The 13,579-nt window shown below is 67.9% G+C and carries 8 protein-coding genes and 1 pseudogene; 7 read left to right on the top strand and 2 right to left on the bottom strand.

Features of this window, described 5'->3' with window-relative positions; genetic code table 11:
* Positions 1-41 precede the first annotated feature (41 nt).
* The gene (gene pqqA / locus LN450_RS12315; RefSeq protein ID WP_002812057.1) at positions 42-122 is read right to left on the bottom strand and encodes a pyrroloquinoline quinone precursor peptide PqqA; all 81 of its coding nucleotides are present in this window, start codon (positions 120-122) and stop codon (positions 42-44) included.
* A 290-nt stretch (positions 123-412) separates the two neighbouring features.
* Here pqqA and LN450_RS12310 point away from each other — a divergent pair, with 290 nt between their 5' ends.
* Both LN450_RS12310 and LN450_RS12305 read left to right on the top strand, forming a co-directional pair.
* Complete coding sequence (locus tag LN450_RS12310) at positions 413-2,599, top strand: RelA/SpoT family protein (RefSeq protein ID WP_039417082.1); 2,187 nt, start codon at positions 413-415, stop codon at positions 2,597-2,599.
* 274 nt (positions 2,600-2,873) lie between these two features.
* On the top strand, positions 2,874-4,304 hold the full coding sequence (locus tag LN450_RS12305; RefSeq protein WP_039417080.1) for a hypothetical protein: 1,431 nt from the start codon (positions 2,874-2,876) through the stop codon (positions 4,302-4,304).
* A 355-nt stretch (positions 4,305-4,659) separates the two neighbouring features.
* On the opposite strand, the gene LN450_RS12300 is transcribed toward LN450_RS12305, so the two are convergent.
* Positions 4,660-6,744, bottom strand: coding sequence for a glycosyltransferase (locus tag LN450_RS12300; RefSeq protein ID WP_011348250.1), 2,085 nt, complete (start codon positions 6,742-6,744; stop codon positions 4,660-4,662).
* Between the two features lie 237 nt (positions 6,745-6,981).
* Here LN450_RS12300 and mrcB point away from each other — a divergent pair, with 237 nt between their 5' ends.
* The 5 genes and pseudogenes from mrcB to LN450_RS12275 form a co-directional block, all read left to right on the top strand.
* Positions 6,982-9,429 carry a penicillin-binding protein 1B gene (gene mrcB, locus LN450_RS12295; RefSeq protein ID WP_011348249.1) on the top strand — a complete coding sequence of 816 codons (2,448 nt, stop codon included), beginning with the start codon at positions 6,982-6,984 and terminating at the stop codon, positions 9,427-9,429.
* Between the two features lie 13 nt (positions 9,430-9,442).
* Positions 9,443-9,967 carry a hypothetical protein gene (locus LN450_RS12290; RefSeq protein ID WP_011348248.1) on the top strand — a complete coding sequence of 175 codons (525 nt, stop codon included), beginning with the start codon at positions 9,443-9,445 and terminating at the stop codon, positions 9,965-9,967.
* 270 nt (positions 9,968-10,237) lie between these two features.
* A complete protein-coding gene (yoaA, locus tag LN450_RS12285) occupies positions 10,238-12,226 on the top strand; it encodes a DNA repair helicase YoaA (protein WP_011348247.1) in 1,989 nt (662 codons plus the stop codon).
* Positions 12,227-12,391: 165 nt separating this feature from the next.
* Positions 12,392-13,111, top strand: a complete 720-nt coding sequence (gene tsaB, locus LN450_RS12280; protein WP_011348246.1) for a tRNA (adenosine(37)-N6)-threonylcarbamoyltransferase complex dimerization subunit type 1 TsaB — start codon at positions 12,392-12,394, stop codon at positions 13,109-13,111.
* Positions 13,108-13,464 (top strand): annotated as a pseudogene (locus tag LN450_RS12275) (ADP-ribosylglycohydrolase family protein); the annotation flags it as partial. The gene tsaB and the pseudogene LN450_RS12275, both read left to right, overlap by 4 nt.
* Between the last annotated feature and the right edge of the window lie 115 nt (positions 13,465-13,579).

Raw genomic sequence — 13,579 nt, 5'->3', positions numbered from 1 at the left:
ATCAAGAGGAAGGCGGCAAGGTAAGCGTGAAACGTGCAGGATCAAAACTCGCCGGAGACGTAGCAGTTGATTTCGGCGCCACAATTGACTTCACGAACGACAGGCTTCTTCCAGGTCTTCATACGGCTACCTCGCAGTTGGGAAAAACGTCGCTGGCTGCAGGATGCAACGCACGACGTGCCCCGAGCATAGGCAGGCGGTCTGGCGCAGTTGTAAAGGGCACGTAAAAAGGTGCGTAGGTTCCGATTTCCGTGCGCAGCGCCGTGCCGCTTTTCGCGCCCGGCGGTTACGAATCAAGACGTTGCGGGGTGAACCTGGCCTAAGCACGCGCGTCCTCCCGCACGGCGAGCGCCGCGGTAAAACGCGTTGTGGAGAAGGTGACGCGCACGTTACCGTAGTCGTCAGCCTCCCGTTGTTGCCCGCCGCCGTGTCCACCGCTGTGACCAGTTCCTCATTTGATCGTCTGCAGGCGCTGCTGCAGCGGCCTGCCGTGGCCTCGATCGCGCCGGCAGTGCGCGACGCGCTGGCGCAGGCCTGGCAGGACCTGCCGCCTACGCAGACCGATCGCGTGCCGTGGGCATTGCTCGGCGACACCCTGGATGCATTGGCGCTGCTGGCCGCCGACGAAGCCACCCTGATTGCGGCGTTGCTGTTCGACTTGTCTGCCTTGCGCGGCGCGATCGCGGGCCTGCCGTGGCAACCGGCGGAGCGGCGGGTGGCGGTAGAAGGCCTGTTGGACGGCCTGGATGCAGCCGATCAGGTCTGGGCGCTGCATGCCGGACGCGAGGCCGGGCGCAACAGCGAAGGGTTGCGGCGTCTGCTGCTTTCCATCATCCACGACCTGCGCGTGGTGCCGATCCTGCTGGCACGGCAGCTGGCGCGCATGCGCGTGGCCGATCGCCTGAGCGAAGATGAGCGCCGCGCGCTGGCCCAGCTCACGCGCGACATCCACGCGCCGCTGGCCAACCGGCTGGGCATCTGGCAGGTGAAGTGGGAGTTGGAGGACCTGGCATTCCGGCATCTGGAGCCGGAGACCTATCGCCGCATCGCCCGCGAAGTGGACGAAACCCGCGTGGCGCGCGAGCGCTACCTGGAAGCGGTCAAGCGCACCCTGTCGGCAGCGCTTGCCCAGCAGGGCCTGCGCGCAGAGGTGAGCGGACGGCCGAAGCACATCTACAGCATCTGGCGAAAGATGCAGAAGAAGCGGCTGTCGTTCGATCAGCTGTACGACATCCGCGCGGTGCGGGTCATGGTCGAGGACGTGGCGGCGTGCTATGCCGCGCTGGGGGCGGTGCATTCGTTGTGGGCGCCGGTGCCGAGCGAGTTCGACGATTACATCGCCCGGCCCAAGGCCAACGACTACCGCTCGTTGCATACCGCGGTGGTCGGCCCGGAAGGGCGCACGATCGAAATCCAGATCCGTACCTTCGAAATGCACGCCCAGGCCGAACTCGGCGTGGCTGCGCACTGGAAATACAAGGAAGGCGGCAAGGGCGGCGAAAAAGCGTTCGATCGCAAGATTTTGTGGATGCGCCAGCTGCTGGAGCAGGTGCAGGAGGGCGAGCATGGCGAACTGGCCGGCGCGCTGGATGCCGAGCTGATCGAAGACCGCGTGTATGCGCTCACCCCCAAGGGCGAGGTGATCGATCTGCCGCAAGGTGCCACGCCGCTGGATTTTGCGTATCACGTGCACACCATGGTCGGGCATCGCTGCCGTGGCGCACGCGTCAACGACCGCATCGTGCCGCTGACCTACCGGCTGCGCAGCGGCGACCGCGTGGAAATCATGACCGCCAAGGAAGCGGACCCGCGCCGCGATTGGCTGCTGGCCTCCAACGGCTTTCTGGCCAGCGGGCGCTCGCGCGACAAGGTACGCGCCTGGTTCCACAAGCTGGACCGCGCGCGCAATGTGCAGGCGGGCAAGGACTTGCTCGATCGCGAGCTCAAGCGCCTGGGCCTGCAGCATGCGGATCTGAGCGTGGCCGCGCGCAAATTCCACGCCGAAAACGTCGACGAGCTGTATATCCAGGTCGCCCTGGGCGATACCGGCCCGAACCAGGTCAGCCGTGCGTTGCTGGAAGCCGAACGTGCCGCGTCCCAGCCGGCGGTACCGGCGCCCCCGCGGCCGACCGCGCGGCGCGATGGATTGGGGAAATCCAAATTCACCGTCGAGGGAGTGGGCAATTTGCTGGTGCAGTTGGCGCGTTGCTGCCAGCCGGTGGCCGGCGAACCGATTGCCGGCTATCTCACCCGCGGTCGCGGCATCACCGTGCACCGCACCGACTGTGCGGCACTGGCGCGCCTGGCCGCCGCCCACCCGCAGCGCGTGTTGCCGGTGGAGTGGGGCAAGGCCGGCAGCGGCTACGAAGTGGATGTGCAGGTGCGCGCGGTGGACCGCCGCTGGCTGCTCAAGGACATCACCAACCTGATCGCCCAGGAAGACGCGCACGTGCTGGAAATCAACAGCGACAACGTGCGCGATACCGGCAGGGCGCAGCTACGGCTGCGCTTGAAGGTCAGCGATTACGACCAGCTGTCCGGCCTGCTCGGCAAGCTGGATGCGCTGCCCGGCGTGAGCGAGGTGCGGCGGCTGGGCTGAGGACGCCGCGCACCTGGCAAGAGCACGCGGTTGAAAACAGACAGCACATGAAAGAGGTGAGCTGTGCTTGCCTGACGATTCCCGATTCCCGATTCCCGATTCCCGATTCCCGAAGAGCCCACACCGCCTTCGCAGCCTCCACCGCTACCATAATGCGGTGAACGCGTCCCCGTCAGGTCGCGCCAAGGATGGACGCCACCGTATGTCTCCGCTCCCGCGCTGGGCCAGATCGCCCCGCCTCTGGGCGCCACTGCGCAGCCGTGCGCTCTGGCGCATGGTGTTGGCGCTGTGCGCCTGCTTGCTGCTCACCGTGATCGTGCTGCGCAAGCCGCTGGCCGATTGGCTGTGGCCGGACACGCGCATCCAGCAATTGTTGCAGCGGGGCGATGCGGCCCTGGCACGCGGCCAGCTCAGCGCCGCCAACGGCAACGGTGCGCGCGAACTGTTCGCCGCCGCGCTTGCACTGGACAGCGACCGTGGGGAAGCCCGTACCGGGCTGGCGCGGACCGGCGCTGCTGCGGTAGCGCAGGCGCGTGCAGCGGTTGCGGCAGGCGATGCCGCAGCAGCGCAGCGCGCGCTGGCGCTGGCCACCGCCCTGGAGACGCCGCAGGCGCAGATCGCCCCGGTTGCGGCGCGGCTGCGCGCGCTGCAGGCGCGTCGGGTGGGGCTGGATGCCTTGCTGGCGCAGGCCGCGCTCGCGCAGCAGCAGGGTCGCCTGGACGGCACGCCGGAGAGTGCGTTGCCGCTCTATCAACGCATCCTGACCCTGGCGCCCGACCGCACCGACGCACTGGAAGGCCGCGAGGACGCCCTGACCGATCTGTTGGCGCAGGCACGCCACGCACTGGCGCGCGATGCGCTCGGCGAGGCGTCGGCGTTGCTGGCCGCGGCCAAGCGTTACGACCCCGGGCATGTCGACATGCCGCAGTACCACCGCCTGCTGGAACAGCGACGTCAGCGCGCGCAGGCCTTGCTGCGACGTGGCCGCCTGGCCCCGGCTGCGCGCGATTTCAACGCGGTGCTGGCCGCCGAACCGGACGATGCAATCGCCCAGCGCGGCCGCGATCAGGTCGCGGACGAGTACGCCGCACAGGCCAGCCGGCAGGCGGCGGATTTCCACTTCGACGATGCGCTGCAATCCCTGCGTCAGGCACAGCTCCTGGTGCCTGGCGCCGCATCGATCGTGCAGGCCGAGCAAGCGATTGCGCGCGCGCGCGACGCCCAGCGCGGCCCGGACGCGAGCCTGTCGCGGGGCACGCGCGAGCGCCGCCTGCGGGCATTGCTGCAGCGCGTTGCCGATGCCGAAGCGCAGCAACGCTGGATGACACCGCCTGGCGCCAGCGCCTATGACGCCGTGCGTGCCGCGCAGGCGCTGGCGCCACGCGATCCGCGTGTGCTGCAGGCCGCGGCGCGCGTGGTACCGGCCAGCCAACGTTGTTTCGAGGACGAACTGCGCAACAACCGCCTGCGCGCCGCGCGCGGGTGCCTGGATGCCTGGCAGGCGCTGACGCCCAATGCCGATGCATTGGCCGGTGCGCGACGCCGCCTTGCACAGCGCTGGGTGGCGGTCGGGAGCGAACGGCTGGGCCAGGAGGACGCAGCCTTCGCCCGCCGTGCGCAGGACGAGGCGCATCAGCTGGATCCGGGTTTGCCGGAACTTGCCGAATTCACGCGACGGGTCAAGGCGGTGGCCGAACAGCGGTGAGCAGTTGCTGGTGATGTGGGTAACGTGGAAGCCCGCCGAGCGTGTGTCGTCCCAAGGTCTCAGGCCCGTGTTGCATCAGGTACAGGCACAGTCCCACGCTCCAAGCCCCCCTATTTGCATCAGATGCAATGCGTGCTGCAGACGCAGGTGAACCAAGCTGTGCAGCCTTTCAACCGGTACGCGATCAAGCTGCGATGCACACTCCCTTCTCCACCGGGAGAAGATGCCGCGAGGGGCAGATGAGGGTGCGAGCGCAGCAGCGTGATGCGGCGCGAGCGGATCAATCGCCCATCATTGCGTGTACTGCGGCGTTTGGTGATGCAAACGATTCAGACGCCAATCCCTAGCCACCTGCTCACCCCGCAATGAACAACTCGCGCACCGTCGCCCGTGCTGCGTCCAGCGAAAAATGTTCGGCCACGTTGCGCAAGCCGTTGTCGGCCAGGCGTTGCCACAGTGCTGCGTCCTGATACAGCCGCACGATTGCAGCGGCGAAGGCGTCCGCATCGTCGGCGACGCACACATCCTCGCCGTCGCGCAAGTGCATGCCTTCCACCGCGCAGGTGGTGCCGACCACCGGCTGGCCGTGCGCCATGCTCAGATTGATCTTGCCTTTCACGCCCGCGCCAAAACGCAGCGGTGCCACTGCGATACGCGCACTGTCCATGAACGGAACCAGATCCGGGACATGACCATGCAACTGCACGCCGGGGCACTCATCGGCCAGCAATTTCAGGGCGTCAGGCAGGTCGGCACCGATGCAGTGGAAGAGCACCTCGGGCAGCTGCGCACGGACCTGCGGAAAGATGGCGCTGATGAACCATTGCACCGCATCCACATTCGGCGGATGACGAAAGCCGCCGACGAAGACCAGGTCGCGGCGTTGCGCAAAGCGATGGCCGCTGCCGGCGACTTCATGCAGGTTGGACAGCAGCGCGGTGCGGATGTGCGGCGCATCTGCGCGCAGTTGCGCCTGTTCTGCGGCCGACACCAGCACGGTGACATCGGTGGCCGCCATGATCTCCAGCTCGCGCAGGCGGGTGCGTTCTGCGCTGCGCAGCAGATTGGCATCGCGGGCCAGCTCGGCACCGCGGCGTTCGCGCAGGTAATGCAGGTCGACGGTGTCGAACAAGGTGCGCGCCTGAGGCGCGTATTGCCTGAGCAATGGCAGGCAGGCATGCGCCACGTGGTGGCGTACCAGCAGCACCACCGCAAACCGCGCACCATGGCTGCGCAGCCAGCTGCCGATGCCTTCGAGAAACGGCGCGTACCAGACTTCGACACCGAGTTGCTGCAATGCCTGGGTGTGGCGCCCGGCGTGTTCGCGGCGTGTCGGCACGAAGACGACATGCGCGCCTTCCTCGCGCAGCAGGCGGAACAGGTTGAACTGCCGCAGCGAGCCTGAGTCGCGGTCCGGCTGCGGCACGCACTCGTCCAGGATCAAGACCTGTCGCTGGTGGCGGTGCAGCAGCGCAGGCCCGGGCAGCACCGGCTGCTGAATTTGTTCGCTGAGTTGCGGTGACCATTTTTCAGCAAATTGCCTTTGATGCTCCGCAACCACTGATTCTTTCTTCGTGTCATGGGTTTGGTTATGCACCACCACGCTGGCCGGCTGCACCAGCACCTGATATCCGGCCGCGCGGACGGCAAACGCCAGATCGGTGTCTTCGTAATACGCCGGCATGTAGCGCCGGTCCAGCCCGCCCAGTGTCTGCAACAGCGCGCGCGGCAGCGCGATGGCCGCGCCCGAGCAGTAGTCCATCGCGCGGACATATGCATAGCGCGGGTCCTCGGACGATTCGAAGCGGCCGTAGCTCCAGGCGCTGCCATCGGCGAAGACCACGCCGCCGGATTCCTGCAGGCGCCCGTCCGGATACACCAGTTGCGCGCCGACCAGACCGGCGGCCGGATACCGGGCAAAGGTGTCGATCAACCGGTCCAGCCAGCCAGGTTGCGGAATGGTGTCGTTGTTGAGCAGCACCACGAACTCGCCGCGCGCCAGCGCGATGCCGTCGTTGCAGGCCGCGATGAAACCGCCGTTGCTCGCACGCACGTGGTAGTGCAGGCCGGCGATCTGCGGCAACTGTTCAGCGGTGGCGTCGCTGCTGCCGTCGTCCACGACGATGATGTCCACACTCAGCAGCGGCGGATGCGCCGCCAGCGCGCGCAGGCAGGCCAGGGTGTGCGCAATGTGGTTGTAGACCGGAATCACCACCGTCACCCGCGGGGTCGCGCTGTGCGGCAGTGCGAACGCCGCAAATGGGGCGGCCTGCGGCAGCCACAGCGGCGTGCCCAGGGCGACCGGAGGCGCCTGTGTGTGTACGCGAATGCGCTGCCAGGTGGCGCGCCAGCCGCGCGTGCGCATGCTGGCCACGCTGCGGTGGATCAGGCCGAGGACGCGATTGAACAGATAGCGCGCATCGGCCAAAGACATCGACATTGCGTTGGAACTCCAGCGTGGTATGGCAGTGAACGGTGCGAGCAGCGCGCGGGTCGAGGCAATCGTTGCATCTGCCCGCGCAGTGTACGAACCATGCCTGCTGCTGCCGAGAACACGTCGCGCTTGGCGAAGCGGCGTCGGGCGTTTTGTTAGCCGCTCTTAACGGCCGACGGGGCCGGCAGGTCACAGCCATGACAGCGCTGCTAGACTCGCCGGACTCTACATTCTCGCATTCCTGTGCCCCGACGCCACGACAACGACGCTCCCGACGATTTCGAGGACGACACCAACGCGCAAGGCTCCCGCTGGCAACGCAGACTCATCGTCTGGGGATTTGCCGCGTTCGCGCTGGCGCTCGGTTTCCTGATTCCCTATACGATGTATCTCAACAAGCAGGTCACCCAGCGCTTTGGCGAACTGCGTTGGCAGATCCCGACCCGCGTATACGGCCGGCCGCTGGTGCTCGTGCCGGGCAACGCACTGGATGCGGCCACCCTGAAGACCGAGCTGGACGCGGCGTCGTACCGCGACGACGGTCAGGCGAAGCTGGCCGGCACCTACCAGCAGGACGGCAGCCGCTTCACCATCGCCAGCCGCGGCTACATCGATGTGGATGGACGCGTGCCGGCGCGCCGGGTCGAAGTCAGCCTGGCCGGTGGGCGCGTGGCCAGCCTGCGCGACGCCGGCGACCGCAAGGCGCTCAAAAGCGCACGCCTGGACCCGGCGCGCATTGCCACCCTGTACGGCCAGAAGCAGGAAGAGCGCCGCCTGGTGCGCATGGAAGAAGTGCCCGAGCTGCTGGTCACCGGCCTGCAGGCAGTGGAAGACCGCGACTTCAACAGCCACCACGGCATCGACCTGAGCGGCATGGTGCGCGCGGCCTGGATCATGGCGCGCTCCGGCGGCCAGGTCCGCCAGGGCGCCAGCACCCTGACCCAGCAGCTGGCCCGCAGCGGCCTGCTCGGCATCGGCAAGGAACAGACGCTCACGCGCAAGTTCAACGAGATCCTGTATGCGGTGATCATGGAGGCGCGCTACGACAAGCGCACCATCCTGGAGGCCTATCTCAACCAGGTCTATCTGGGCCAGCGCGGCGGCCAGGCGATCCACGGCGTGTCCTCGGGCGCAGAGCTGTGGTTCGGCCGCGAACTCAATTCGATGACCACCGAGCAGATCGCATTGTTGATCGGGCTGGTCAAGGGGCCCTCGTACTACGACCCGCGGCGTAACCCGGAACGCGCGCTGGACCGGCGCAATTTCGTGCTCGGCAAGCTGCACGAAAACAACCTGATCAACGACGCCGAATACAAGCGCGCACTGGCTGCGCCGTTGGGCGTGCCGACCGAGCCCGGCCTGGTCGCCGCCAACCGCTTCCCGGCGTATGTGGACCTGGTGCGACGCCAGCTGGCGCACGACTATCCGGAAGGCGTGCTGCAGGGCGCCGGCATGAGCGTGCTCACCGGCATGTCGCCGTCTGCGCAGGCGTATGCCGAAGGTGCAGTGACCGGCACCATCAAGCGGCTGGACAACAAGAAGCGACCGCCGCTGCAGGCAGGATTGGTGCTCACCGACGTGCACAACGGCGATGTGCTGGCCGTGGTCGGCAGCCGCGATGTGGCCAAGCCGGGTTTCAATCGTGCGGTGGAAGCGCAGCGGCAGGTGGGCTCGTTGCTCAAGCCGTTCGTCTACATGCTGGCCTTGGCTTCGCCGGACCGCTGGGCGCTGTCCAGCTGGGTCGACGACTCGCCGGTGACCGTGCAGCTCAGCCGCGGCAAGACCTGGTCGCCGGGCAATTCCGACAATCGCAGCCACGGCACGGTGCGCCTGGTCGATGCGCTGGCGCATTCCTACAACCAGGCCACGGTGCGGGTGGGCATGCAGGTCGGCGCGGACCGCATCGCGCAGCTGATCCAGGTCTTGGCCGGTATCAAGGCCGAGCCCAATCCGGCGCTGATCCTGGGCACCACTGACCAGAGCCCGTATGGCATGGCGCAGCTGTACCAATTCCTGGCAGCCGGCGGCGAGATCCAGCCACTGCATGCGGTGCGCGGTGTGCTCGACCCGCAGGGCAAGCTGCTCAAGCGCTACGACAAGACCCCGGCCCCGGCCCAGGAAGGCGACTCGGTGGCCGCCAACCTCATCAGCATCGGCCTGCAGCAGGTGGTCAGCGGCGGCACCGCGCGCCAGTTGCTGAGCGATGGCCTGGGGCGCCTGTCGTCGGCCGGCAAGACCGGCACCTCCAACGACGGTCGCGACAGCTGGTATGCCGGCTACACCGGCGACCATCTGGCAGTGATCTGGATGGGCAACGACCAGAACGCAGAGACCGGCCTGTATGGCGCCACCGGTGCGATGCGGGTGTGGTCGAGCATCTTTGCCCGCCTGCCGAGTGCGCCATTGAAGGTCAGTGGGAAAGGCCTGGATTGGCAGTGGGTGGACGCCAGCGGCACCGGCGTGACCGACCCGGGCTGCCCGGGCGCGCGCCAGTTCCCGTTCGTGGTCGGCTTCACACCGGCCTACGCGCCGTGCGCGGGCAATGCGCCGTCGATCGAAGCTGCGCCCGGCGAAGCGGCCGCTCCTGCCGAACAATCCAGCGGCGGCGGCGGCTGGCGCCGCTTCTTTGGCCTGGAAAAGAAGCCCGAAGACCCTGCCGCCGCCCCCGCAGCGGCCCAACCCACGCGTTGATTGGAATGACCCCATGAACCGACTGCACCGTTTGCTCGCCCTGATCGGCGTCCTGGCCGCACTCACTGCCTGCCTCAGCGCACCGCCCGCGCCGCCGCCGACCCCGGTGGACCCGACCACTCCGACCCAGCGGCTGTTGCTGATCGAACGTGAGGCCGGCGCAGACGACACCGAACTGTCGGTGCAGCCGCTGCGCGACCCGCAGGTGGATGACTTGCGCGACACCGCCAAGAGCAAACGCCAGGCCGGCGATCTGGCCGGCGCCGCTGCGGCCCTGGATCAGGCGCTGGGCCTGGTGTCGGGCGACCCGGCGATTCTGCAGGAACGTGCCGAAGTGTCCGTGCTGCAGGCCGACTGGCCGGCGGCCGAACGCTTCGCCAAGCAGGCGATCGACCTGGGGTCCAGGACCGGGCCGTTGTGCCGTCGGCATTGGGCGACCATCGAGCAGTCGCGTCTGGCGCGTGGCGAAAAGGAAAACGCGGCCTCTGCCAAGGCGCAGATTGCCGGTTGCACCGTGCCAGGCGTGAAGCGGTACTGAGGCCGGCGATCGGAGCGACTGCGCACGCCGCAAGGCGGGCGCGGTGGATGCCTGGTGTGGCCGTGTCGTCGCGCGCTTTGGATGCCCGTGCACGTCGCGGCCAAGCTGACGAGGTACTCCTGGCTGCGTGGTGCGGTTTCAGCAAGCACAGGCAGGGCGCCCGACGGTTGCTGGCGCAGCCGTAGGGATGTGCGCACAAGCCCAACCCAGGCAGCGTCATCGCGCACGCGCTAGGCTGTCGTGCTTCCTGCCCGCTTTTCGTTCGCTCCCATGTCCCAACTTGCCACTGCCAGCATCGAAGCGCTCAGCGAGGGCGGAGCGCTTGCGCGCCAGCTCGACGCGTTCGCGCCACGCGCTGCGCAGTTGCGGCTGACTGGAGCCATCGCCGAAGCGTTCGAACAACGCGATGTGCTGCTGGCAGAGGCCGGCACCGGCACCGGCAAGACTTACGCCTACCTGGTGCCGGCCTTGCTGTCCGGGCTCAAGACCATCGTCTCCACCGGCACGCGCGCGCTGCAGGATCAGCTGTTCCATCGCGACCTGCCGCGCGTGCGCGCAGCGCTGGGCGTGGGGCTGCGCAGTGCGTTGTTGAAGGGGCGCGCCAACTACCTGTGCAAGTACCGCACCCAGCAGGCGCGTGGCGAACCGCGCTTTGCCGCGCCCGAACAGGTCTCGCAGTTCCAGCGCATCGTGGCCTGGAGCGGGCGCACCCAGTTCGGCGACATGGCCGAGCTGGAAGCCTTGCCCGGCGACTCGCCGCTGCTGCCGATGGTGACCTCCACCGTCGACAACTGCCTGGGCACCGACTGCCCGTTCTACGGCGAATGCTTCGTGGTGCAGGCGCGCCAGCGTGCCCAGGCGGCCGATCTGGTGGTGGTCAATCACCACCTGCTGCTGGCCGATCTGGCGCTCAAACAGGAAGGTTTCGGCGAAATCCTGCCCGGTGCGCAGGCCTTCGTCATCGACGAGGCGCATCAGTTGCCGGAACTGGCGGCCAATTTCTTCGGCGAAAGTTTCGGCATGCGGCCATGGCAGGAGCTGGCGCGCGATTGCATGGTCGAAGCGCGCCTGGTGGCCGGCGCGCAGGCCAGCCTGCAGGCACCGATCCTGGCGCTGGACGAAGCCTTGCGCAGCCTGCGTGCCGGCATGGAAGGGCTGCCGCCGCGCGGCACGCAATGGCGTGCGCTGGCCAAGCCGCAGGTGCGCGAAGGGTTCGACGCCGTGCTGTCGTCGCTGGCACGGCTGGGTGAATCCCTGCTGCCGTTGCGTGAGGCCTCACCGGGTTTCGACGGCTGCACGGCACGTGCGCAGGAAGCGTTGAACCGCCTGTCGCGCTGGCTCGGCGAAGACCAGCCGGTGGCCGATTTCGCGCAGGACCCGCCGGAAGAGGTGGTCGACAACGATGTGCTCTGGTACGAACTCAGCCCGCGCGGCTTCCGTTGCCAGCGCACGCCGCTGGATGTGTCCGGCCCGCTGCGCGAACACCGCGAAAAATCGCAGGCGGCCTGGGTATTCACCTCGGCCACGCTGGCGGTGGGCGGCGAGTTCGACCACATCGCGCAGCGGCTGGGCTTGAGCGATCCGGTGACATTGCTGCAACCCAGCCCCTTCGATTGGGCGCGCCAGGCCTTGTGCTACCTGCCGCCGAACCTGCCCGATCCGGCCGCACGCGGGTTCGGCACTGCCTTGATCGGCGCGCTGACGCCGGTGCTGGAAGCCTCCAACGGCCGTGCGTTCTTGCTGTTTGCCTCGCACCGCGCGCTGCGTGAAGCCGCCGAAGCCCTGCGCGGCGCGCCGTGGCCGTTGTTCGTGCAGGGCGAGGCGCCGCGCGCGACCTTGCTGCAGCGCTTCCGCGATTCCGGCAATGGCGTGCTGCTGGGCTCGGCCAGTTTCCGCGAGGGCGTGGACGTGGTGGGCGATGCCTTGAGCGTGGTCGTGATCGACAAGCTGCCATTCGCCGCACCCGACGACCCGGTGTTCGAAGCGCGCCTGGATGCGATCCGTCGCGAGGGTGGCAACCCATTCCGCGACGAGCAGTTGCCGCAGGCGGTGATCGCGCTCAAGCAGGGCGTGGGCCGGCTGATTCGCAGCGAAACCGACCGTGGCGTGCTGGTGCTGTGCGACCCGCGGCTGGTGAACAAGAGCTACGGCCGCACCTTCATGAAATCGCTGCCGCCGTTTGCGCGCACGCATGCCATTGCCGATGTGCAGGCGTTTTTCGCGCCGGAACCGGGGGCCCGGGACCGGGCACCCGGGTAAAGGCGTGCGAACCGCTTCCGGCACCCGGGTGGGCGTCGTTGCCGGTTGGTTGGCGGGTGTGCAGCGGTTGTCATCCCAGGTACCGTGCCGGCCACTCGGATCGATCAGTTAAACTTTGCGCCCTCCCGGGTCCCCAATCCCGGGTCCCCGGTCCCGGCTCCCCCAATGAACGTCCTCGCCTTCGAGACATCCACCGAAGCCTGTTCCGTCGCCTTGCAGGTCGACGGGCGCGTGATCGAGCGCTTCGAACTGGCGCCGCGCCGCCACGCCGAACTGGCGCTACCGTGGGCCGAACAATTGCTGGCCGAGGCAGGCATCACCCGTCGCCAGCTCGATGCGATTGCGGTCGGCCGCGGCCCCGGCGCGTTCACCGGCGTGCGTCTGGCGATCGGCATTGCGCAGGGCATCGCGCTGGCGCTGGATCTGCCGGTGCTGGCCGTTTCCACGCTGCAGGTGCTGGCCTTGCGTGCGCCTGCCGAGGCGAGCCAGGTGCTGGCCTGCATCGATGCACGCATGGGCGAGGTCTATGCCGGAGTGTTTGCGCGTAACGAGGATGGGTTGCTGGAACTTGCCCCGGAGCGCGTGTGCACGCCCGATGCGGTGGTCATGCCCGAGACGGCGCAGCGCGTGGCTGGGGTGGGAACCGGATTTGCGGCCGCCGACGGACTGCTGCAGCAGCGCCTAGCCACACAACTGAGCAGCGTCGATGCCCGTGCCTTGCCGCATGCCGCCGATCTGCTCACGCTTGCGGTGCCCGCGCTGCAGCGGGGCGAAGGGCTGGCGCCAGAGCGCGTGCAACCGGCGTACCTGCGCGACAACGTTGCACTCACCCTGGTCGAGCAACAGGCCGCCCGCGCAGCGAAGGCGGCCACCGCCGCGCCATGACACACGGCGATCTCGAACGCGCGCGGTTTCGCGGCTGTCTGCTCGGTCTGGCGGTCGGCGATGCGCTGGGCACCACGCTGGAATTACAGGCGCCCGGCAGCTTCACGCCGATCGACGACATGCACGGCGGTGGTCCGTTCGCCCTGCGTGCAGGGCAGTGGACCGACGACACCTCGATGGCGCTGTGCCTGGCGCACAGCCTGCTGCACCGGCAAGGCTTCGACCCCGCCGACCAGATGAATCGCTATTGCAACTGGTATCAGCACGGCTACCTCAGCAGCACCGGCCATTGTTTCGATATCGGCAACACCGTGCGCCAGGCGCTGGAGCGCTATCTCGATGGCGGCCCCGCCTAGAGCGTGTCATCCACTTTGAGATGAGTGCGAAGCGGCCTGTGGCGCGTTGAAACAAGGCGTGCGCTGCGGCCCAGGCTGGCTGCCTGGGCAAAGCGCGCAACGCAGTATCGGC

This window comes from Xanthomonas euvesicatoria pv. euvesicatoria, from assembly GCF_020880415.1.
GTDB classification, from domain to species: domain Bacteria; phylum Pseudomonadota; class Gammaproteobacteria; order Xanthomonadales; family Xanthomonadaceae; genus Xanthomonas; species Xanthomonas euvesicatoria.
Note: the sequence above shows the minus strand (reverse complement) of the source record. Positions and strands in the feature narration are given on the sequence as shown.